Raw genomic sequence first — 20,657 nt, 5'->3', positions numbered from 1 at the left:
ACCGAAGCACGACCGATCACGGGTCACCCTGCGAGTGGGTCCCCGGCAACTCTTTCGACTGACGGAACGACCCCTTCCAGCGCACATCACTTACCGTCATCACGGGGTGACGAGAAAGGTGATGTGCGGGTGGGGTCGATCGAACCCATGGTATCGGTGGCCGGCCGGCGCGTGCCGCTGGCCGAGTTCGTCGCCGACTGCCTCGATCCCGCCGGGGACGAGGAGCTGGTCGCGGCCCGGCTGACCTTCCTGGCCGGCGGGCTGGACGCGCTGCGCACCGCCGGCGCGCCGCGCTGGACCCAGGTGGGCCTGGCCGGCATCGCCGCCGGCCTGTATCCCGCGCTGCGGGACGCCGTGGAGCAGCTGCTCGCCGACGGCGAGATCACCGACTTCCTGTTCACGCACGGGACGCCGGGCATGCGGGTGCGGTTCGCCGCCGCGCCGGGCCGGGCCACCCAGGTGCGGGCCGAGGTGCGCCGGCTGGCCGCGCGCTGGCGGCGGCGCGGGCTGGTGGCCGAGGCGGTGCCCGGCGTGTACGAGCCGGAGGCGCACCTGTTCGGCGGCCCGGACTCGATGCGCCACGCCTACGAGCTGTTCACCGTCGACTCGGTGATCTGGCTGCGCCACCACAGCGATATCCGTGATCAGACGCCGGCCTGGATCGTCTCGCTGCGCATGCTGCGCGATGTCTTCGACGGGCTCCAGGTCTCGGACTGGGAGGACCGCGACGTGTGGGCCCGGGTGCGGGACATCGCCGGCGGCGAGCCGGGACCGGCCTCGGACGAGCTGGCCGGCTGGTGGGCCGGCGACGAGGAGCTGCTGGCCCGGCTGCCGGAGCCGACGCGGGAGCTGCTGGCGCTGCACCGGGCGCGGGTCACGCCAGTGCTGGAGCGGTGGCGCGCCGAGTACTTCACCACCGACCAGGCCCGGGTCGGGCCCCGCGAGGCGGCCGCGTACCACGTGGTCCAGCACTGGAACCGAGCGCTGCTCGGGTCGGCGCAGCAGGCGCGGATCCTGGACACCCTGGTCGGTCGCCGTGCCGGATGAGGCCTTGACGATCGGCGCCGGCGGCCTGCTGCGGGTCGCCGGCCTGCCGGCCCGGCTGTGGACCGCGGCCGGCAACCCCGAGCTGTTCACCCTGCTGCGGGAACGCACGTGTGAGCAGTCCTCGTACGCCCGTTTCGCCGACACGCTGGCCGGCCGGCTGGGCGCGGAGCTGGTGCCGCACCCGTACCTCGAACCCGAGGAGCGCGCGGAGCTGCTGGCCCTGCGCCGACTGCTGCACCGCGGCGAGCCGGTGCCGGAGCAGGACTGCTACCGGGTGGCCGGGGCGGTCGCCGGCCTGAACGCGGAGCTGGCCGACGACCTCACGCACGCCGGCGACTGGTCGACGGCCATGGTGGCCCGCCAGGTGGAGGCGGAGCAGGCGCTGGCGGCCGAACGTGAGCGTCTGTCCGATCTGCCGTGGCGGCTGGTGAACTCCTCGGACTTCGCGATGCGGGCCGTCACCGAGGCCGCGCCGGGCATGGTGGACGACATCAAGCGCCGCCTGTCGTTCGGCGAGACGTGGGACAGCAAACGCTTGCGGCACCGGTCCGACTACCTGCTGCGGGTGCTGGCCCGCGGCGCGGCCAAGCCGACGCCCCGGGACTGGCTCGGGCACGTGGCGCTGCTCGGCGTCGGCCGGCGGGCCGGTGCCTGGACGGCGGTGGGCGAGTCCGCGGCCAACCGGGTCACGGCCGTGCGCGGCGATCGCGCGCTGCCCGACCTGATCGGCTCGACCGTGACCCTGACCGGGCTGAACTGGGTCGAGGGCGACCACCTGTGCTGCTGGGTGGTGGATGCCGTGGACGCCGGGGCCATGCGGCGGGTGAAGGTCCGCCGCACGCCGGCGTTGGACGCCATCCGGCGCACGTTGTCGGTCGGCGCGTTGGAGGCCGACGAACTGGTGATGCGGCTGGCCCCGGACGCACCGGACGTGTTGCGCGGCTACCTGCGGCACCTGGCCGGACTCGGCGTGCTGGTCGTGTCCGCGCCGCCGAGCAGTGAGCTGACCGGTTGGGGGCCGACCGCGGCCGCGCCACCCAAGCCCGGCTTCGTCGACGTGTACCGCAAAGCCGGTGGCACGATGCCGACCGAAGCCGCCACCCGGCTGGAAAACCTGCTGGCCCAGGCCGGTCGGGTCGGCGCGGTGCTGGCCGGCGCGGCCGGACCCGCGCCCGAGCACCCGATTCTGGCGCTGGTCGGCCCGCAGCCGCGGCCGGTCACCGACGTGCTGGCCGAGTTCCTGGGCAAGCGCGAGGACTCCTTCGACCCGGCGCTGCACGTGTGGGACAGCGGCGTGCCGACACAGCGACCGGGCTGGCCGACGCCACCGTCCGATGTGGACACTCCGTACGGCCGGCTGCTCGCGCTGCTGGACACCGACGCGGACCAGGTCACGTTGACGCCGCAACTGCTTGACGCGATCGGCGCGCCGCCGGTGGCCAATTCGGCCTGGCCGGTGGACTGTCTGGTGCGGCCGATCGGCGTCGGCGGCGGTCACGGTGCGGTGCTGGAGGGCGCCGCGCCGGCCGGCGTGGTGGACGCCCGGTTCGTCGAAGCGCTTCGACATCTCCATGGCGAACTCCCCCATGTGACCGCCTATCGGACGTTTCTGGACGAGCTCGGCCGGCGCTGCGGGGCCGAGACGGTGGAGATCCTGGTGCCGCCGCAGGACCCGCAGGCGGCGGGCGCGGTGCGCCGGCCCCGCTACTGTCCGATGTGGACCGGCGACGCCGACTCGTCCGGCTACCAGCCGGCCGGCGGCCGTCACCTGCCGCTGGACCGGATCACCGTGCGCCGCGTCGGCGACCGGATCGTCGCCGAGGACACCGACGGGCCGGACGGCCTTGCCCTGTGGCCGATGTACCACTCGGCCCGAGCACCGCTCGCCCCGTGGGGCTTACTCGTGACCCTGCTGACCGCCGCCTCCCCGGTGCGCCGCCTGGCCGGGCCGGTGGCGCTGGGCAACCCGCTGGCCGCGCTGCCCGATCGCAATCGATTGCCACGCCTGGTTCTCGCCGGTGGGCTGGTGCTGTCCGGCGCCCAGTGGCGCATCGCCCGTGACCAGCTGCCGGCGACGGACTTGCCCTCGGGCGAACGGATCCGGGCCGTCGCCGCGCTGCGCATCGGCACCGGCATCCCGCGCTGGGTGTTCGCCCGCTCGCAGGGCGGCCACCAGCCGCGACCGGTGGACCTGGACTGCCTGTCGGCCGTGCGGGCACTGGACAAACTTCTGGCTGACGACCCGGAATCCGGGCTGGTGTTCGAGGAAATGCTGCCGGACCCGCACCATCTGCCGCTCCGCGACGCCGACGGGCACCCCGTCGCCGGTCAGCTGCTGGCCCGGCTGCCGGTGGAGGCCACGCCCGCGCGGCTCGCGGCACGCGCCATGCTGGCGTGGAACGGGGTCGTGACCGCCGAGCAAGAACGGGCACTCCCCCGACAGCGTGACAACGTGGACAGCGCGGTGCCGGTGTGACAGCGCCGACGGTCGTTCACTTTCAACAGCCATCCGAGCGAAACCTGACTCACCTCCGAACGGAATCGCCTGGTCAGAACGTAGAGACGGGCAACAACTCACAACACTTTCGGCGGTTGGGGTTTCAGCCGGCGACAAAGTAACGTAGAGTCGTAAACGGTGCGGTTCTAGTAACAACGATCATGCCCTAACCTTGGAGCCGGAACATCGCACCGCACAACCCAAGAACCCCCCGCTACTCCTCCCCCCGGTAGCGGGTTTCGCGAGACCCCCGTCCACCTCCCCCCTCTGGGACGGGGGTCTCGCCCTGTCCGGGGTAGGACAGCGGACGGTACGGACCCCGGGGCGGTGTCCACTCCCGGTGAGCTTGTTTCGGTGCGGTACGGACTTCCGCCGAATTCGCGGCGGCACGCGACCGCGCTGGTACGGACTTTCGGCGTCAGGCCGGCCGGGCCCCGAGTTGCCCGGCGGCCAGGCAGGTCCGGTTCCGCCCGCCGCGTTTGGCCGCGTACAGGGCGGTGTCGGCGATGCGTAACAGATCGTCCAGGTTGTGGCCGTGATCGGGGAACAGCGCCGCCCCGACCGACGCGGTCACGCGCACCACCGCCGTGTCGCCCTCGTCGCCGGTCACGGGCACGGACAGCCGCTCGACCGTGCGGCGGATGCGATCACCGGTGTGCAGCAACGAGGTCTGGCTGTGCACGCCCGGCACCAGGATGCTGAACTCCTCGCCGCCGAACCGGGCCACGAAGTCGAAGTCCGGCACCTCGGCCCGCAGCGCGTCGGCGACGGCCCGCAGCACGTCGTCGCCGGCGAGATGGCCGTAGCGGTCGTTGAGGTTCTTGAAGTGGTCCAGGTCGATGATCAGCAGCCCGACGCCCTCCTCGCGGCGGCCGGCCACCGCCAGCTCCTTGCGGGCCGCCTGGCGCCAGTGCACGGTGTTGGCCAGGCCCGTCTTCGCGTCCTGGCGGGCGTCGTTCTCGAACTGGCGGACCAGGATCGCCCGGTGCAGCACCACCGCCACCGGCACGCCGAACAGGATCACCAGCGGCGCGTGCGTGAGGGCGATGGAGACCAGCACGCCCAGGCACACCGTGGCCACGTCGATGGCGTTCAGCTCAAGATCGCCGACCAGGTCCACCAACCGGGGCCGGGAGGTGGTCAGCCCGATCGCGCCGCCGATCAGCACCACCTGCGACACCCAGTAGACGATGCTCGCCGCCGCCAGCACCGCCAACTCGGTCAGCGAGCCCGGCACGTCCGTCAACGGCGGCGGCCGGTGCCCCAACACCAGCAGCACCCCGCTCGCCGCGCACGCCGCCAGCGTGATCGACGCCGCCGAGAACCAGTTGCGGTGCGCCGCCCGGTCGAAGGCCAGCCAGCGCTGGCCCCGGGTCAGCACCACCATGCCCAGCACCAACAACGGCGGCAGGCAGCACACCGCCGCCACCAACCAGATCGACGTCAGGTCAACCTGTGGGCCGCCCGTTGTCACCCGGCGGACGCGCTCGATCCTTCGCGACGCCTGGAGATGCACCACCGCGCACGCCGCCAACACCCCGAACGCCAGCAGGTCCGCCTTGGTCACCCGGGCCGCCGACATCACCGCCAGCGCCGCCGCGACCGCCGCCGCCTCCACCGTCAGCACGTAGGCCACCGCCGGCGCCGGCAGCTGCCACAGCGGCCAGGAACGCACCCGCCACCAGCCGTCGCCCATCCCGCACACCGCCCCCAGTCGTGGTCCGGCCCGCACCCCCGACGCTAGCGGCGCAAGGCTGGCGGGACCCCAGATATCGACAACGGTGACCGGACGCCCGGTGAACCAGGGCACCTTCGCGCAGCCGCTTCACCCATCTGCATTACAAGATCAAAGCGCGTTTCCTGACGTTCAACGTCAGGAAGGGGGCTTTCCTGACACCAGACCGTGAGTTGGAAAACTCGACTCAGGGGTATTCTCGGGGCATGGCCCGTACCTGCTCGATCGCCAACGCCCTTGAGGTGATCGGCGAGCGCTGGACGCTGCTGGCACTGCGGGAGGTGCTGCTGGGGAACCGGCGGTTCGACCAGATCGTGCAGCAGACCGGGGCGAGCCGGGACATCCTGGCCACCCGGCTGCGCAAGCTCGTGGAGGTCGGGCTGCTGGAGCGCCGGCAGTACGAGCTGCACCCGCCGCGCTACGAGTACCACCTGACGGAGACGGGCCAGAGCCTGCACACGGTGCTGCTGACGCTGATGGACTGGGGCGACCGGCACGTCACGCAGGGCCCGCCGCCCACGGTCCTGGAGCACAGCTGCGGCGAGGTGCTGCGCCCCAAGGTCGTGTGCGAGCACTGCAACGAGCCGGTAGAACTGGGGGACAGCCGGGCGGTGCGGCTCGGCGGCCAGCCCGTCGAGAGGTGATCCATGCGCTTCGCCATCGCCACCCCGCAGTTCGCCGTCGACCCCCGCGAGGTGCGCCGGTTCCTGGTCCGGGCCGAGGAGCTGGGGTTCATCGGGGCGTGGACGCAGGAGCAGATCCTCGGCACCAAGCCGGTGATCAGCCCGCTCGAGCTGATGGCCTACGCGGCGGCCTGCACGGAGCGGATCCGGCTGGGCTGCGCGGTCTTCGTGACGCCGCTGCGCAACCCGGTGCACCTGGCCAAGAGCATCACCTCGCTGGACCAGCTCAGCGGTGGGCGGATCGACGTGGGCGTGGGCACCGGCGGCAAGTTCCGGCCGTTCGCCGCGTTCGACTCCGGCCCGGAGCACCTGGTCACCCGGTTCACCGAGGGCCTCGACCTGATGAAGCGGCTGTGGACCGAGCCCGCGGTCACCTTCGACGGCCAGTTCTGGCAGCTCGAAAACGCTGGCATGGAGCCGAAGCCGGTACAGCGGCCGCACCCGCCGGTGTGGTTCGGGGCCAACCACCCCAAGGCGGTGCGCCGGGCCGTGCGGCTCGGTGACGGCTTCATCGGGGCCGGCTCGTCGACCACCGCCCGGTTCGTCGACCAGGTGGCGATCGCCCGAGCGGCGATGGCCGAGCTCGGCCGCCCCGACTTCAAGATCGCCAAGCGGGTCTACCTGGCCGTCGACGACAACGCCGACCGGGCCAAGGCCCGCATCGGCGAAGCGCTCGGCCAGCTGTACGCCCACTTCGACCTCGGCGATCTGACCGAGGTCGCGGTCTACGGCACGCCCGACGACGTGGTCCGCGGCCTGCGCGAGGTCCGGGACGCCGGCGCGGAGTGGATCCTGCTCAACCCGATGTTCGACGAGCACGAGCAGATGGAGCGCCTGGCCGCCGAGGTCATCCCGCAACTCAGCTGAGCCAAGCCGCCACCTTTCGCCACATGTGGCCCACATTCGACTTCAGGAGTCGAATGTGGGCCACATGTGGCAGGAGAGGGGGCGTCAGCCGAGCTCCTTTATCTCCACGGCCGTCAAGCCCAGTTCTGCCAGGACTTCTGCGGTGTGCTCCCCCGAAAACGCTGGTGGGCCAGGGACATCCGACGGGGTGCGGTCGAAGCGTGGCGCGGGGGCGGGTTGCACGACGCCGGCCAGTTCGACGAAGTTCTCGCGGGCCTTGTTGTGCGGGTGGTGGGCGGCCTCGTCAGGGGCGAGCACCGGAGCCAGGCAGGCGTCGCTGCCGATGGCCAGGGCGGCCCATTCGTCCCGGGTGCGGCGGCGGACGGCGGCGGCGATCTGCTCCCGGAGAGCGGGCCAGTGGGCGGGATCGTGACGGTTGGCCGGCAACTGAGCCGGATCGAGCTCCAACAACACCACCAGTTCGGCGTAGAACTTCTCCTCCAGCGCGCCGACGGCCACGAACTTGTCGTCGGCGGTGACGTAGGTGTCGTAGTACGGCGCGCCGCCGTCGAGGAGATTTCCGCCGCGTGGCGCGGAAAGCGCGCCGGCGGCCTTGAGGCCGTAGAGGAAGGTGGAGACGAGGGCGGCCCCGTCGACCATGGCGGCGTCGATCACCTGGCCGAGGCCGGAGCGCTCGCGTTCGTACAGGGCGGCCAGGATTCCGGTGGCCATCAGAAGCCCGCCGCCGGCGAAGTCGCCGACCAGGTTGAGCGGCGGCACCGGCCGCCCCCCTTGCTGGCCAATGGGTTCCAGCGCACCGGCGAGGGCGATGTAGTCGATGTCGTGCCCGGCGGCCTCGGCCAGCGGACCGTGCTGGCCCCACCCGGTCATCCGGGCGTAGACCAGCCGCGGGTTGCGGGCCTGGCACTCGGCCGGCCCGATGCCGAGCCGTTCCGTGACACCGGGCCGAAATCCCTCGACCAGCACGTCGCTGCGCTCGACCAGCCGCAGCACGACGTCGATCGCGGCCGGCTTCTTCAGGTCCAGCGACACGGAGCGACGGCCGCGGGTCAACGGATCGTTGGGCATGGTCGGCGGCGCGCCGGGACGGTCGATGCGGATCACCTCCGCGCCCATGTCGGCCAGCACCATGCAACCGAACGGCCCCGGCGCCAGGCCGGCGAGCTCGATGACCCGGAGACCAGACAGCGGACCGCTCACAGCGACCGCCCGATGATTTCCTTCATGATCTCGTTGGTGCCGCCGTAGATCTTCTGCACCCGGGCGTCGGCCCAGATCCGGGCGATCGGGTACTCCTTCATGTAGCCGTAGCCGCCGAACAGCTGCAGGCAGCGGTCGGCGACCCGGCACAGCCGCTCGGTGGCCCACATCTTGGCCATGGCGGCGGTCGGCACGTCCAACTGGCCGACGAGGTGCCGCTGCACGCACTGGTCGATGAAGGCCCGGGTGACCGCGACCTCGGTGGCGCACTCGGCCAGCTCGAACTTCGTGTTCTGGAACTTGATCAGCTCCCGGCCGAAGGCCTGCCGCTGCTTGACGTAGTCCAGGGTCAGCTGCAGCGCCGTCTCCATGCCGGCGATGGCGGCCACGGCGATGATCAGGCGTTCCTGAGGCAGCTGCTGCATGAGCTGGACGAAGCCCTGGCCCTCCTGCTCGCCGAGCAGGTTGCCGACGGGCACCCGCACGTCGTCGAAGAACAGCTCGGAGGTGTCCTGCCCCTCCAGGCCCAGCTTGTCCAGCACCCGGCCGCGGCGGAAGCCCTCGACCTGCTGGGTCTCGACCACGATCAGGGAGATGCCGTGCGCGCCCTGGTCGGCGTCGGTCTTGGCGACCACGATGATCAGCTCGGCCTGGGCGCCGTTGGTGATGAACGTCTTGGCCCCGTTGATCACGTACTCGTCGCCGCTGCGCACCGCCCGGGTCCGCACCGACTGGAGGTCGGAGCCGGCGCCGGGCTCGCTCATCGCGACCGCCCCGACCAGCTCGCCGCTGGCCAGCTTGGGCAGCCAGCGGCGCTTCTGCTCCTCGCTGCCGTAGTTCAGCAGATAGTGGGCCACGATGCCGCTGTGCACGGTGTTGCCCCACGAGCTGTCCAGGGCCCGGGCCTGCTCCTCGATCAGCACGGCCTCGTGCGCGAAGGTGCCGCCTCCGCCGCCGTACTCCTCGGGGATGCTGATGCACACCAGGCCGAGCTCGCCGAACCGCCGCCACAGGTCGCGGTCCACCGAGTGCTGCTCGGCGAAGCGCTCCTGGTGCGGGGTCAACTCCTTGGCGAACACGTCCCTGGCCAGCCGGCGCAGCTGGTCGAGGTCTTCGGTCATCCAGGACGAGCGGTGCTGGGCCACGGGTTGACCTCCCAAAGAAACAATCAGGTCTGCCGGTAAACTTACCGGCAGCCTGGATTGTTTGTGAAGACCTCGCTAGCATCGGTCCGGTGACCAGGCCGAGACTGACCCAGCAGGAGCGCACCGAACGCACCCGTGAGCTGCTGCTGGACGCGACCGTCGACTGCCTGGTCGAGCTCGGCTACGCGCGCACCTCGACCAACGAGATCTGCCGCCGGGCCGGCGTGTCCCGGGGCGCCCAGCAGCACCACTTCGCCACCAAGGCGGACCTGATGGCGCACGCCATCGACCACCTGGTGACCAAGCTGGTGGCCAGCATGAGCGAGTACCCGGCGGCCTCGCTGCCCGGCCCGGACCGGGTCGCGATGGGCATCGACCTACTGTGGCAGGGCTACTCGGGCTCGCTGTCCACGGCCGTGATGGAGCTGTGGGTGGCCGCCCGCACCGATCCGGAGCTGCGGGCGGCGATGCACCCGATCGACAAGGCGCTGGCCCGCCGCACCGGGGAGCTGTTCCACGAGATGCTGGGCGACCAGGTGCCCCCGGACCAGCCCGACCTGCCACTGTGGCTGACCGTGAACCTGATCCGGGGCCTGGCCCTGGACGCCATGTTGGGCGGCGACCCGGCCCGCCGCGACCAGCTGCTCCAGGAGTGGAAGACGATCGCAGTGAAAACCTACGGCGCCTAACAGTCTGGGTGTCTCCAAGACCTACAAACAACCCGTCCGGTGGTCTTCAACCGCCACAAACCCCGGCCTGGTTTGTGGCGGTCGGCGACCCTCTGCGGCGGGGTTTGTAGGTCTTGGAGACCCACATACCTAGCAGTGGTGTCGCGGCGCGGTCAGCGTCGCGAGCAGGCGGGTGAGGACGTTGTTGTTGCTGGGCAGGGAGAAGTGGTCCACGCCGGGATTGTCGTTGAGCACGTAGCTGTGGCACTTCATTGCCGACCACACCCGGTTGGCGTTGTTGGTGATGTCCTCCTGGTTGCTGTCTCCGCTGGCCAGGATGAACTGACTCTGCTCGACCAACTGCCCAATCGTGAGGTTGGGCAGGGTCGCGCCGACAATGGTCGGCAGTCCGGAGCCCTTTTCCGCGGTCACGTCGACGTTCGGGAAATACTCGGGCGTGCGGAACTTGACGAATCCGATGTAGTACCGGGCGATCTGCTGCTCGGCGGTCAGCCCCGCGTCCTTCAGCAGCCGCGGCCAGTCCCGAGGGGTGTAGGCGCGGCCGGTCGAGGTGTCCTTGATGACGGTCTCCCGGTCGCCGAACACCGCCGGGTCGGACGCGCTCATGTAGGTCGACGGCGCGGTGAGGTACATCCGAGCGCTGCTCACGGCGTTGTCGACGGTCTTGGGATAGCCGAAGTCCGGCACGTTCAGTCCGGTGAACAGCACCGAGTACAGCAGCCCCTGGCCGGGGAAGTTGCCGGCCAACGGGGTGAAGCCGTGAATGTAGGTGTCGCGCCAGGCCGGACTCGTGTGTGTGAGCAGGTACTGCGCGTACAGGGGGCCGTTGGAGTGCCCGATCAGCTGCACCGGCGTGTTGCCGTTGTCGTGGTACGTCTGCTCGACCAACCGCTTGGCCCGGGCCAGGAAACCGCCCTGGTCGGGCGTGAGCCGCGCGTCGTAGCCGGCCACCCGGATGTCCTTGTCACGCTGGTAGCCCGCGGATTCCAGCGTCTTGTACAGCGTCTCGTAGAACGGGGCGCTGTCGGTCTTGCCGTAGTCGATGACGTTGACCGTGACGCCGGGCTGCTCCGAGAACCGCAGCGGCATCGGCTTGGCCGGATTCGGGTCGTAGCGCAGGGTTTCCAGCTCGTCCTGGCACACCTGGCTGAACGCGCTGGCCTGGGTGTTCTGGTACCAGTCCTGGAAAGTGCCCGAGCGCGGGCAGTACGGGTCGGTCGTCTGGCCGCGCACCGTCACCTGGAGCTTGGTGAGGTGGAACGCCGGGAACAGCACCACCGGCGTCCGACTCGGCGAGGAAGCCCCGGCCGTGCCGGGCAGCACGGCGAGCGCGACGGCGGCGGCCACCGCCGCGCGGATCAGGAACCTGGCGTTCATGCCGGCCAACATAGCGTCGGCCGGCCGGATCGACGGGGCTCAGTGGTTGACGGTGTAGGAAATGGTGGTCTGACCCAGCACGTGCGGACCGTCCGGCGTCACGACCGCACCGATCACGCCACCGTTGCCACTGGTCATCGACTGGTCGTAGGTGAACCGGAACCGCTCGGTCACGACCTTGCCCTTGGGCAGCGGCTGCTGGCCGGTGTACACGTGCAGGTAGTCCATGCCGCCGCCGACCAGCGCGTTGGGCACGTCGACCCACTGGCCGTGGACGGAGGTCTGCACGGTGCCCTTGGCCATCTTCAGCGGATTCGGCGCGCAGGAGCAGTGGTCCAGCGCGAACACGAAGCCGATGTTCGGGTAGGCGACCGGCGAGTTGTTGCACACGGTCACGTCCACCTCGACCGGCGCGCCGCCGACCCGCACCGAGCCGGGCGCGGGGCTCATGCTCACCTGCACCTGGTCGGCCTTCGGCACCCACTCGTACGGGTCGGCGGTCGGCACCGCGGCGTTGGCCGGGTTGACCTTGCAGCCACCGCTGGTGTCGGCGGCCGGGGTGGCCTTGGGGGCCGGCGTGCCGCTGGTCGTGGTCGGCGCGGGCGCGCTGGAGGCGGTGGTGGACAGCACCGGCGCGGACGTGTTCGTGGCCGCGACCGGCGTGGTGGCGGGCGAGCATGCCGCCAGCGCGGCGACACCCATTCCGATAATGGGAGCGGCGATGAGAGCGCGCTTGAACATGACCATTCCCCCTGCTGTGCGGTTAATTCCCCGTGGTGTCGCGTACACCGAGAAGACGCCCCCGCCGGGCGGCGGTTGCATCCGGTTCCCAAGATTTTTTTTGGGGGTAATTCCCTGAACGAACCGGAATTAGCGGAGCCGTCTTCTCCCCCGCCACACCGAGGCCAGCCGCTGCACGCCCTCCAGCACGGTGTCCGGGCCGGCGGCGAAGGACACCCGGACCCGGTCCAGCTGCCCGTCGGTGGCCGAGAACACCGAGCCCGGCGTGATCAGCACGCCGCCGCGGCGGGCGGCCTCGGCCATGGCCAGCGCGTTGCCCTCGGGCAGCCGCACCCACAGCGACGGGCCGCCGTCCGGCTCCACCCACGTCCAGTCGGGCAGGTGCCGGGCCAGCAGTTCCGACGTCCACTCATAGCCGGCGCGCAGCTGGCTGGCCCGGGCCCGACGGGCTCGGGGCACGTAGTCCAGCAGCCGCAGGGCGGCCAGCTGGCTCGGCACGGAGCTGCCCATGTCGGCCGACGAGCGGTAGGTGGCCAGCTGCTTCACGAAGTCCACAGTGGACCGGATCCAGCCGACCCGGATGCCGCCCCAGAAGAGCTTGGACAGCGAGCCGATGGTCAGCACCGGGGCGTCCGGCGCGAGCGCGGCGATCGAGGCCGGCGGCGGGCCGGCGAACATCGTGTCCACAGAGGACAGATCCTCGACCAGGGCGACACCGGTCTCGGCCACCGCGGCGGCGATCAGCTTGGCCGCCGCCGGGCGAACGGTCACCCCCACGGGATTGTGGACGGTCGGAACCAAGTAGAGCAGGCGCGGCCGGCGACTACGCAGCAGCCGCACCAGCACGTCGACGTCCACGCCGTCCTCGCGCAGCGGGATCGTGCGCAACCGGGCGCCCCGGTCCCGAAACGCGTCGAGCGCGCCCCAGTTGGTGGGATCCTCCACCAGCACCTCGTCGCCGGGCGCGAGCATCGCCGTGGCGATCAGTTGCAGCGCCTGCTGCGAGCCACTGGTCACCAGCACCTGATCCGGCGCGGAAATCAGGCCGTCCTCGGTGCAGTGCCGGGCCAGCGCGGCGCGCAGCGCGGGCAGGCCGGCGGGATGGTAGCCGTGACCCCGAACCCAGAGCCGCAGATCGGCCGGGCTGACCGAGCCGACCACTTCGGCGACCCAGTCCTGGCCGGGCAGGGCCGCGCTGGACAGATCGACGACGGAGCTGTCCGCCGTGCCGCTCAACGGATTGAGCCGGGTGGCGGAACCGGGCAGCCGGGGCTGGGACACACCGCGCACGCGGGTTCCGCTGCCCTGCCGTGAATCCAGTAAACCGAGCGAGCGCAGCGTCGTGTACGCCGTGACCAGAGTGCCGCGGCTGACCGCGAGTGTGCTTGCCAGCGCCCGTTCGGACGGCAGCAGCGTGCCCGGCGGCAGTTCGCCGGAGGAGATCAGCGCGGTCAGCGCGGTGGCGAGCTGCCGGTGCAGCGACTCGCGGGCGTCGGTGCACCAGCCGTCAAGCAGCCGGGCCAACGCGGCCTCGCCGATTCTGGGGTTGTCCACGAACGTCGTCCACTTTCACCGAATTGGACTCACCCAGGCGGCGACAATCGGGCGAGTCTTGACCATGACCGTATCGCTGCGCCGGAGGAGATGATCATGGAGTACACCGGTCCCGCCGAGACCGGGTCGTGAGCGGGTCCCGGCTGCGGCCGGCCGATCCCGGACTGCAACGGACCCTCAGGCAGGCCGCGTTGGGCTACGCGGCACATGGATGGCCGGTTGTGCCGGCCGCTTTTTTCGATGGCAAACGATACGCCTGTGTGCAAGCGGACTGCGTCGAGGACGGTCCGCATCCGGTGTGGCGGCTCTGGCAGGGCCGCGCCAGCACCGACCCCGACGTCGTGGCCAGCTGGTATCGGCTGTTCTCCTTCGCCGTCGCGCTGCCCACGGGCACGGTCTTCGACGTGGTTGAGATTCCCGAGCCAACCGCGATTCGCGTGCAGGGCGCACTGGTCGAGCACGGCACCCCGACACCGGTCGCGGTGTGGCGCGAACGCGGCGTGCGGCTGTTCTGGGTCGGTCCCGGACTTCCGGTCGACGACCGGCTGGCCGCGGTGAACGCGCGCATCCGCGGCGAGGGCGGCTGGGTCCCCGCGCCGCCGACGCCGACCAGACGCGGGCCGATGGTCTGGGCGCTGCCGCCGGAACAAGCGGAGTGGGCCGTACTCGCGCACGAGGACATGCTGAAGGCGTTGGACGCGGTGTCTTAGCCGCGCGTTCCGCGCGGGGCTCAGCCGCTCGTGACCGGCGCGGCCTCGCAACTCCAGAGCGAGAGAATCCTTACGCATTCAGTGAGCGACACCATCTGTCAACTACACGATTCGGTGCTCAAGTTCCCCAATCGTGACGCCGACGCCGCGCACTTGCCGTGACTGAACCCCCGATCGAATGATGTGGTGGCATCGAATTGGTAACCGTTCTGGCGGTGCTTTTCGACCGTGACCGGGACGTAGGTTCACTCGCCATGACCGCCCCCACCGGATGCCCCGTCACCCACGGCCACGCCCCCGAGCCGGCGCCGGCGGGCGACGTCAGGGCGCAGGCCGAGGAGTTCCTCCGCCTGTTCCACGGCGAGCACCCCAAGACCGGTCCGGTCGAGCCACGGCTGGCCCAGGTGCTGGCCGAGATCGACGAGACGGGCACCTACCGGCACACCGAGGGCGAACTGGCGTTCGGCGCGCGGGTGGCCTGGCGCAACAGCGCCCGCTGCATCGGCCGGCTGTACTGGCAGAGCCTGCGGGTGCGGGACATGCGCAAGGTCCGCGACGCGCGCACCGTGGCCGCGCAGTGCGTCGAGCACCTGCGTTCGGCCACCAACGGCGGCCGGATCCGGCCCACCGTCACGATTTTCGCGCCGGAGACGCCGACCAAGCCGGCGCCGCGGATCTGGAACGAGCAGCTGATCCGGTACGCCGGCTACTGGGACGCCGAGACCGGGGCCGTCATCGGCGACCCGCGGTACCAGGAGTTCACCGAGGAGGTGATCCGGCTCGGCTGGCAGCCGCCGGCCGCGAAGGGCCGGTTCGACGTGCTGCCGCTGGTGGTGGAGACCGCGGAGGATGGCGTCACGCTGCACGAGCTGCCGCAGGCGGTGATCCACGAGGTGGAGCTCAGCCACCCCGAGCACAACTGGTTCGCCGGCCTGGGCCTGCGCTGGCACGCGGTGCCGGCGATCAGCAACATGCGGCTGTCCATCGGCGGCGTCTCCTATCCGGCCGCGCCGTTCAACGGCTGGTACATGGGCACCGAGATCGGCGCCCGCAACCTGGCCGACGAGGACCGCTACGACCTGATCGGCCCGGTCGCCGAGCGGCTCGGGCTGGACACCTCGCACGACCAGACGCTGTGGCGGGACCGGGCGCTGGTCGAGCTGAACCGGGCGGTGCTGCACTCGTTCACCCGGGCCGAGGTGACGATCACCGACCACCACACCGAGTCCGCCCGCTTCCTCACCCACCTGCGCAAGGAGGAGGACGCCGGCCGCAGGTGCCCGGCCGACTGGAGCTGGATCGTGCCGCCGATGTCCGGCGCGCTCACCCCGGTGTTCCACCGCTACTACGACACCGACCAGTTGCGCCCCGAGTTCGTGCTCGACGACGACGCCAGCCGGCGCGGCACCACCGGCGCGCCCCGGGCCTTCCCCGAGCCGGTGGCCGCCGAGCCGAAGAAGCTGCCCCGGATCCGCCGGCTGAACTGGTTCACCCGCCGCACCCCGGTCCCCGTGCCCTGAGTTGTGTTCCGGCCGTCGAAGTCACTACCGTGATCGTCATCGCGGTTGAGAAACCAGCCGCAAGCTCCACGCGAGGCGCGGAAACGCGTCCGGGCTTGCTCGCTGGCGGCCGTTTGGTGTCCTCGCGCTGTGCAGACGACGGCGAGAGGTGCTGACAGTGTCAATTCCTGCTGGGGCGTCAATTCCTGCTGGGGCGAACAGACCGACAGCGGGGCGGGCGTGACCGTCGCGCCGCCATCCGAATCCGACCGACTGCGGGCCCGCATCACCGAGCTGGAGAACGAGCTCGGCGGGCTGCGCCGGGCGCTGCGCACCAGGACCGTGATCGCGCAGGCGACCGGGCTGCTCGCGGCCGTCGGGGAACACGCGCCGCAGCGGGGTTTCCGGCTGCTGGTGGACCTTTCCCAGCAGTACAACGTCAAACTGCACACGCTGGCCCGGCAGGTGGTGGACCTGGCCGCGGACCTGGGGCCCCGCCGGGCGGCCGCGCTGGTCGGGGCCGGACAGGGCCAGGAGCTGCTGGACGCCACCGGGTTACTCGTGCAGGCCCACCGCGACCTGGTGGCCGCCGAGGGCACGCCGGAGTGGGAACGTCGCCGGGACGACATGGTGACGGCCAGCAGACGCCTGTGCGAGCGCCTGCTGGCCGTGAAAACCGATAACTGATCCGGGCCTTCAACGCCAGAGACCGGCTCTAGAGCGAACTCGCCCCGCGCGGCACGCGCGGCAGAATTACGGCTTGGGGAGTGCGCAGCCCGCCTTGTTCAGGTTGATCGTGTTGCCGGTGTCGACGCAGGTGTTGATCAGGTACGTCTCCTCGGCGTAGCCGACGTTCTGGTGCACGGTGACGTTGCCGTTGGCGTCGACCTCACACGGGTTGTCCAGGGTGCAGCGCTCGCCGCTCTCGTTGATGGTGTTGTTCACCGCGACCACCGCGCCGGTGGACGCGTCGATCACCGGCGAGCCGGAGGTGCCGCCGATGACCTGGCAGCCGGGCTCGGTGTAGCGCACCGAGTCCTGCCACACCCAGTCGCTCTCGTGCAGCTCGTGCACGAAGCCGTCGATGTTGCAGGAGTAGATCTTCTTCCAGTAGCCGGAGACCACCCGGATCGACGCGCCCTGCGTGGGGTGGGTGTCGGACAGCGTCAGCGCCTTGATCCCGTACTGGGACTGGATCTGGGCGTACGTGCTGGTCAGCTGGTACAGCGTGATGTCGGTGTCGGTCATGGTGGCGTAGGCCAGCTTGCTGGCCCGCAGCGTGGCCACGGTGCTCTGGCCGTTGGCCGACAGCAGGCTGAAGGTGCGCGTGGACGACTGGTTGACCAGGACCTCGCCCGGGTCGAGGAAGCCGCCCTCGTAGCAGTGGCCGTTGGACAGCACCAGCGCCTTGTCGTTGACGCTGGCCGACGGCGGCTTCACCACCGAGCCGGAGCAGTTGCTGAGTTTCACCGTGCCCGTGAAGTCGACCGCGTTCGGCGCTGCCTGCGCGGTGGTCGGCAGCAGGGTCGTCGCCACTATCGCGACGGCGGCGAGGTACTTGAGCATGGGAGTTCCTCTCTCGCAGGGAACTCCACTTCAGCGTGCGCTGAGCGAACCTCGCTACCGTCGATCGGAGGTTTCCGCCAGGATCGCGTCGTTGAACGGCGGCCACACCTCGGTGGCCCACTGGTCGAACGGGCGGTCGGTGAGCGCGACCGCGGCCAACCGGTGGTCCGGATCCACCCAGAGGAAGGTGCCGGCCGCGCCGAAATGGCCGTAGGTGGCCGGGGAGTTGCCGTCCCCGGTCCAGTGCGGGCACTTGCGCGAGCGGATCTCGAACCCGAGGCCCCAGTCGTTGGGCCGCTGGTTGCCGAATCCGGGGAGCACGCCGTCGAGCCCGGGGAAGGCGACGCTGGTCGCCTCGGCCAACGTCTCGCGGGCGACCAGCGTCGGGTTCTGCAGTTCGGTCGCGAACCGGACCAGGTCCGCGCAGCTGGCCCGCGCGCCGGCGCCGGCCGAGCCGGTCAGCGCCGCCGTGCCCATGCCCAACGGCTCGAAGACGGCTTCCTTGAGGTACTGGGGAAACGGGATGCCGCTGGCCGCCTGGACGGTGTCGGCGAGCACTTCGAAGCCGGCGCTGGAGTAGACCCGGCGGGTGCCCGGGGCGGCGACCGTCTGGTGGTCGTCGAAGGCCAGGCCCGAGGTGTGGGCCAGCAGGTGGCGGATGGTCGCGCCGGGCGGGCCGGCCGGCTGGTCCAGCTCGACCGCCCCCTCCTCCACGGCGATCAGCGCCGCGTACGCGACCAGCGGCTTGGTCACCGAGGCCAGTGGGAAGACGTGGTCCGTCGGCCCGTACGTGCCCAGCACCGTGCCGCCGGCGTCGACAACGGCGACCGCCGCGTGCTCGGCCGACCAGGTGTCGATCATCGACAGCGACTTCACGACCCGGAGACTACTGGCCGAAGACGGAGTGCTTCGCCCACACGCCGGATTTCGAGCACCGCCAACACAGGAGAGTGCGAGGCCCCGCCGGTGTTTCGCCTGGTTGGCGGATTTCGCCCGCCGCACCCGACGCGCCCCACCGGGTAGCCGGATGCGGCGGGCGAAATCCGGCAAGGGCGAGGCATCGGCTACCCGGGGGCCGAGCCGCGACGCCGAAGGCGGCGCCAAAGACTCAGCACCGCCACTCGTACTGGTGCTCGGGACGGCCGGTCAGGCCGTAGCGCAGGCTCATGACCGCGGCGCCCTCCTGGGCCAGGGCGGCCAGATAGCGCTGGGCGGTGGCGCGGGCGATGCCCAGGCCGGCGGCGATCTCGGCGGCCGAGCAAGGGCCGTCGGCGGTGCGCAGGGCGTCGGACACGAGCTTGGCGGTCACCGGCGACTGGCCCTTCGGGGCGTGCGGGTGGTCGCCGTCGTGCAGGGTCCGCGCCGCGCGGTCGATGTCTTCCTGGGTGAGGGCGCGGCCGGCCGGCGACAACTGGTTGTGGAAGCGGGAGTACGCGGTCAGGCGCTCCCCTAGCTGCTCGGCGGTGAACGGCTTGACCAGATAGTTCAGGGCCCCGGCGGCAAAAGCGGCGCGGACCGAGGCCGCGTCGGAGACGGCGGTCAGCATGATCGTGTCGACCGAGATCTCGGCCAGCAGCTCCAGACCCGAGCGGTCCGGAAGGTAGGTGTCCAGCAGCACCAGATCCGGTCTCAGGTCGGCGATCAGGCTCAACGCCTCGGCGGCGGTGCGGGCCGAGCCGACGACCGTGAAGCCGGTGACCCGCTCGGTGAACGCGGCATGCACCTGGGCGACCCGGAAATCGTCCTCCACAACCAGAACACGGATCACGCCAGCACCTCCGGCAGGGTCGCGGCGAACACAGCGCCGTGGTCGGGGCCGCCCGGGTTGGTCAGCCGCACATCGCCGCCCAGCGCGCGGGCGGCCTGTCGGGTCAGGGCCAGGCCAAGACCATGGCCCGGGTCATCCTTTGTGGATACTCCTTCGAGAAACACCATGTCACGCAGGCGTTCCGGCACGCCGTCGCCGCTGTCGGCCACCGAGACGTGCAGGGTCGTCCCGTCGGCGACGAGGTCGATCTCGACCCGGGCGGGCCGGCGCGCACCCAGCCGGGCCGCCTCCACGGCGTTGTCCACCAGGTTGCCCAGCACGGTCGTGACCTCCAGCGGGGCGATCACCTTGGTCGGCACCCAGCTGGCCTCCCCGACCTCCAGCGTCACCCCCTTCTCCGCCGCCGCAACACTCTTCGCCGACACGAAGGCCTGCAAGTACGGATCGGGCACGCCACTCGGGCCCAGCGGCACCACCGGCGTGTCCGACAGTGCCTGGAGATAGTCGACTGCCTCGTTGTGGTGGCCGGTCTGCAACAGCCCGGACAGGGTGTGCAGCCGGTTGGCGAACTCGTGTTGCTGCGCCCGCAGGGCATCCGTGAGCCGGTGCACGGAATCCAGCTCCCGGGTCAGGGTCTCCAGGTCGGTCCGGTCCCTGATGGTCAGCACCGTGCCCAGGTCGATGTCGTCCCGCCGCACCGGGCGACACGTCGCCACCAACACCCGATCACCGGCCACGGCGATGAGGTTGTCCACCGCCGCGCCGTCCGAAACCGCCTCGCCGATACGGGCCGGCAGCTCCAAAGTGGACATCGGCGTGCCCGGAGACGGCGCGCTGCCAAGGAGACGGGCCGCCTCGTCGTTGCAGACCGACACCCGGCCGGCCGGATCCACGGCCAGCACGCCCTCGCCGATGCCGTGCAGCACGGCTTCCCGCTGCTGCACCAACTCCGACAGCTCATGCGGTTCCAGACCCAGGGTTCGCCGCTTCAGCAACCGATTCAACAGCGCCGAACCCGCCACGCCCAACGCCAACGCGCCGATCAGCCCGAGCACACACCACCCCAGCGCTCTCAGCAAAGCGTCCCAGATGGTGCTGGCGTCGAAGCCGACGCTCACCTCGCCGACGATGGCCCCGGTGTGGTCGCGCAGCGGGACCTTGCCCCGGGCCGAGTAGCCCAGCGTGCCCTCGTCCATGTTGGCGACCTCAGCGCCGGCCACGACTTGAGTGAAGTCGGTGCTGACCAACTCCCCCACCTCGTCCGGGTTGGGGTGCGCGTAGCGAATGCCCTTACGGTCGGTGACCACGACGAACAGCGCCCCGGTGCGGATCCGCACCGCCTCGGCGCGAATCTCCACCAGGCCGCTGGAATCGGCCGCGGCGACCGCGTCGCCGATGTCCGGGTTGGCCGCGACCGACTGGGCCACGGACAGCGCCCGCTGCTCGTACAGCTTGGTCAAGTTGTTGTACAGCAGCCACCCGACCAGGGCGAACCCCACTCCGACGACCAGCACGACCACGCCGATCTGAAGCAGCAGCACCTGCCGGGCGAACCGCATCCGGGGCGGCGCCATGCGCG

18 protein-coding genes are annotated in these 20,657 nt (G+C 70.9%); 8 read left to right on the top strand and 10 right to left on the bottom strand.

Annotated elements, in window-relative coordinates:
• Positions 1-129: 129 nt before the first annotated feature.
• Together JJ691_RS48155 and JJ691_RS48150 are read left to right on the top strand one after the other, a co-directional pair.
• Positions 130-1,047 (top strand): thiopeptide-type bacteriocin biosynthesis protein, encoded by a 918-nt coding sequence (locus JJ691_RS48155; RefSeq protein WP_211766049.1) that lies wholly within the window; start codon positions 130-132, stop codon positions 1,045-1,047.
• Positions 1,037-3,523 (top strand): lantibiotic dehydratase, encoded by a 2,487-nt coding sequence (locus tag JJ691_RS48150; protein ID WP_211766048.1) that lies wholly within the window; start codon positions 1,037-1,039, stop codon positions 3,521-3,523. The genes JJ691_RS48155 and JJ691_RS48150 overlap by 11 nt, the downstream gene beginning before the upstream one ends.
• Positions 3,524-3,962: 439 nt before the next feature.
• Here JJ691_RS48150 and JJ691_RS48145 read toward each other — a convergent pair whose 3' ends face one another.
• On the bottom strand, positions 3,963-5,240 hold the full coding sequence (locus JJ691_RS48145) for a GGDEF domain-containing protein (RefSeq protein ID WP_211766047.1): 1,278 nt from the start codon (positions 5,238-5,240) through the stop codon (positions 3,963-3,965).
• Positions 5,241-5,485: 245 nt separating this feature from the next.
• Between JJ691_RS48145 and JJ691_RS48140 the strand changes: the two genes are divergently transcribed.
• Both JJ691_RS48140 and JJ691_RS48135 read left to right on the top strand, forming a co-directional pair.
• The gene (locus JJ691_RS48140) at positions 5,486-5,923 is read left to right on the top strand and encodes a winged helix-turn-helix transcriptional regulator (protein WP_211766046.1); all 438 of its coding nucleotides are present in this window, start codon (positions 5,486-5,488) and stop codon (positions 5,921-5,923) included.
• Positions 5,924-5,926: 3 nt separating this feature from the next.
• Entirely contained in the window at positions 5,927-6,829 is a 903-nt protein-coding gene (locus JJ691_RS48135) for an LLM class flavin-dependent oxidoreductase (RefSeq protein WP_211766045.1), read from the top strand.
• An 84-nt stretch (positions 6,830-6,913) separates the two neighbouring features.
• Here the strand turns inward: JJ691_RS48135 and JJ691_RS48130 are convergent, their stop codons facing one another.
• Positions 6,914-8,029 carry a CaiB/BaiF CoA transferase family protein gene (locus JJ691_RS48130; protein WP_211766044.1) on the bottom strand — a complete coding sequence of 372 codons (1,116 nt, stop codon included), beginning with the start codon at positions 8,027-8,029 and terminating at the stop codon, positions 6,914-6,916.
• Positions 8,026-9,150 carry an acyl-CoA dehydrogenase family protein gene (locus JJ691_RS48125; RefSeq protein ID WP_211772200.1) on the bottom strand — a complete coding sequence of 375 codons (1,125 nt, stop codon included), beginning with the start codon at positions 9,148-9,150 and terminating at the stop codon, positions 8,026-8,028. The genes JJ691_RS48130 and JJ691_RS48125 overlap by 4 nt, the downstream gene beginning before the upstream one ends.
• A gap of 104 nt (positions 9,151-9,254) precedes the next feature.
• Here JJ691_RS48125 and JJ691_RS48120 point away from each other — a divergent pair, with 104 nt between their 5' ends.
• Positions 9,255-9,863 (top strand): TetR/AcrR family transcriptional regulator, encoded by a 609-nt coding sequence (locus tag JJ691_RS48120; RefSeq protein ID WP_442912811.1) that lies wholly within the window; start codon positions 9,255-9,257, stop codon positions 9,861-9,863.
• 129 nt (positions 9,864-9,992) lie between these two features.
• Here the strand turns inward: JJ691_RS48120 and JJ691_RS48115 are convergent, their stop codons facing one another.
• The 3 genes from JJ691_RS48115 to yczR form a co-directional block, all read right to left on the bottom strand.
• On the bottom strand, positions 9,993-11,240 hold the full coding sequence (locus JJ691_RS48115) for a lipase/acyltransferase domain-containing protein (RefSeq protein ID WP_211766042.1): 1,248 nt from the start codon (positions 11,238-11,240) through the stop codon (positions 9,993-9,995).
• A gap of 39 nt (positions 11,241-11,279) precedes the next feature.
• Positions 11,280-11,981 (bottom strand): hypothetical protein, encoded by a 702-nt coding sequence (locus JJ691_RS48110; RefSeq protein ID WP_211766041.1) that lies wholly within the window; start codon positions 11,979-11,981, stop codon positions 11,280-11,282.
• A 129-nt stretch (positions 11,982-12,110) separates the two neighbouring features.
• The gene (gene yczR / locus JJ691_RS48105; protein ID WP_211766040.1) at positions 12,111-13,535 is read right to left on the bottom strand and encodes an aminotransferase-like domain-containing protein; all 1,425 of its coding nucleotides are present in this window, start codon (positions 13,533-13,535) and stop codon (positions 12,111-12,113) included.
• A 128-nt stretch (positions 13,536-13,663) separates the two neighbouring features.
• Between yczR and JJ691_RS48100 the strand changes: the two genes are divergently transcribed.
• The 3 genes from JJ691_RS48100 (at position 13,664) to JJ691_RS48090 (ending at position 16,431) form a co-directional block, all read left to right on the top strand.
• Complete coding sequence (locus tag JJ691_RS48100) at positions 13,664-14,245, top strand: bifunctional DNA primase/polymerase (RefSeq protein ID WP_211766039.1); 582 nt, start codon at positions 13,664-13,666, stop codon at positions 14,243-14,245.
• Between the two features lie 254 nt (positions 14,246-14,499).
• The gene (locus JJ691_RS48095; protein WP_211766038.1) at positions 14,500-15,765 is read left to right on the top strand and encodes a nitric oxide synthase oxygenase; all 1,266 of its coding nucleotides are present in this window, start codon (positions 14,500-14,502) and stop codon (positions 15,763-15,765) included.
• 219 nt (positions 15,766-15,984) lie between these two features.
• Complete coding sequence (locus JJ691_RS48090; protein WP_211766037.1) at positions 15,985-16,431, top strand: ANTAR domain-containing protein; 447 nt, start codon at positions 15,985-15,987, stop codon at positions 16,429-16,431.
• A gap of 66 nt (positions 16,432-16,497) precedes the next feature.
• On the opposite strand, the gene JJ691_RS48085 is transcribed toward JJ691_RS48090, so the two are convergent.
• From JJ691_RS48085 to JJ691_RS48070, 4 genes are all read right to left on the bottom strand, one after another.
• Positions 16,498-17,310 (bottom strand): S1 family peptidase, encoded by an 813-nt coding sequence (locus tag JJ691_RS48085; RefSeq protein ID WP_211766036.1) that lies wholly within the window; start codon positions 17,308-17,310, stop codon positions 16,498-16,500.
• Positions 17,311-17,364: 54 nt separating this feature from the next.
• Positions 17,365-18,186: a serine hydrolase domain-containing protein gene (locus JJ691_RS48080; RefSeq protein WP_211766035.1), complete on the bottom strand. Its 822-nt coding sequence runs from the start codon at positions 18,184-18,186 to the stop codon at positions 17,365-17,367.
• Positions 18,187-18,418: 232 nt separating this feature from the next.
• Positions 18,419-19,078, bottom strand: a complete 660-nt coding sequence (locus JJ691_RS48075; protein WP_211766034.1) for a response regulator transcription factor — start codon at positions 19,076-19,078, stop codon at positions 18,419-18,421.
• A complete protein-coding gene (locus JJ691_RS48070; protein ID WP_249227505.1) occupies positions 19,075-20,652 on the bottom strand; it encodes a sensor histidine kinase in 1,578 nt (525 codons plus the stop codon). Before JJ691_RS48070 ends, JJ691_RS48075 begins: the two co-directional genes overlap by 4 nt.
• Positions 20,653-20,657: the final 5 nt, after the last annotated feature.

Origin of the sequence: Kutzneria sp. CA-103260 (assembly GCF_018263855.1) — a bacterium.
Lineage (GTDB): Bacteria > Actinomycetota > Actinomycetes > Mycobacteriales > Pseudonocardiaceae > Kutzneria.
Note: the sequence above shows the minus strand (reverse complement) of the source record. Positions and strands in the feature narration are given on the sequence as shown.

What these genes read in the sequence shown, in the direction of transcription:
- JJ691_RS48110 (WP_211766041.1), bottom strand. Translation starts at nt 11,981, where the DNA reads ATGTTCAAGCGCGCTCTCATCGCCGCTCCCATTATCGGAATGGGTGTC.
- JJ691_RS48070 (WP_249227505.1), bottom strand. Translation starts at nt 20,652, where the DNA reads ATGGCGCCGCCCCGGATGCGGTTCGCCCGGCAGGTGCTGCTGCTTCAG.
- JJ691_RS48135 (WP_211766045.1), top strand. Translation starts at nt 5,927, where the DNA reads ATGCGCTTCGCCATCGCCACCCCGCAGTTCGCCGTCGACCCCCGCGAG.
- JJ691_RS48145 (WP_211766047.1), bottom strand. Translation starts at nt 5,240, where the DNA reads ATGGGCGACGGCTGGTGGCGGGTGCGTTCCTGGCCGCTGTGGCAGCTG.
- JJ691_RS48095 (WP_211766038.1), top strand. Translation starts at nt 14,500, where the DNA reads ATGACCGCCCCCACCGGATGCCCCGTCACCCACGGCCACGCCCCCGAG.
- JJ691_RS48125 (WP_211772200.1), bottom strand. Translation starts at nt 9,150, where the DNA reads ATGACCGAAGACCTCGACCAGCTGCGCCGGCTGGCCAGGGACGTGTTC.
- JJ691_RS48115 (WP_211766042.1), bottom strand. Translation starts at nt 11,240, where the DNA reads ATGAACGCCAGGTTCCTGATCCGCGCGGCGGTGGCCGCCGCCGTCGCG.
- JJ691_RS48085 (WP_211766036.1), bottom strand. Translation starts at nt 17,310, where the DNA reads ATGCTCAAGTACCTCGCCGCCGTCGCGATAGTGGCGACGACCCTGCTG.
- JJ691_RS48140 (WP_211766046.1), top strand. Translation starts at nt 5,486, where the DNA reads ATGGCCCGTACCTGCTCGATCGCCAACGCCCTTGAGGTGATCGGCGAG.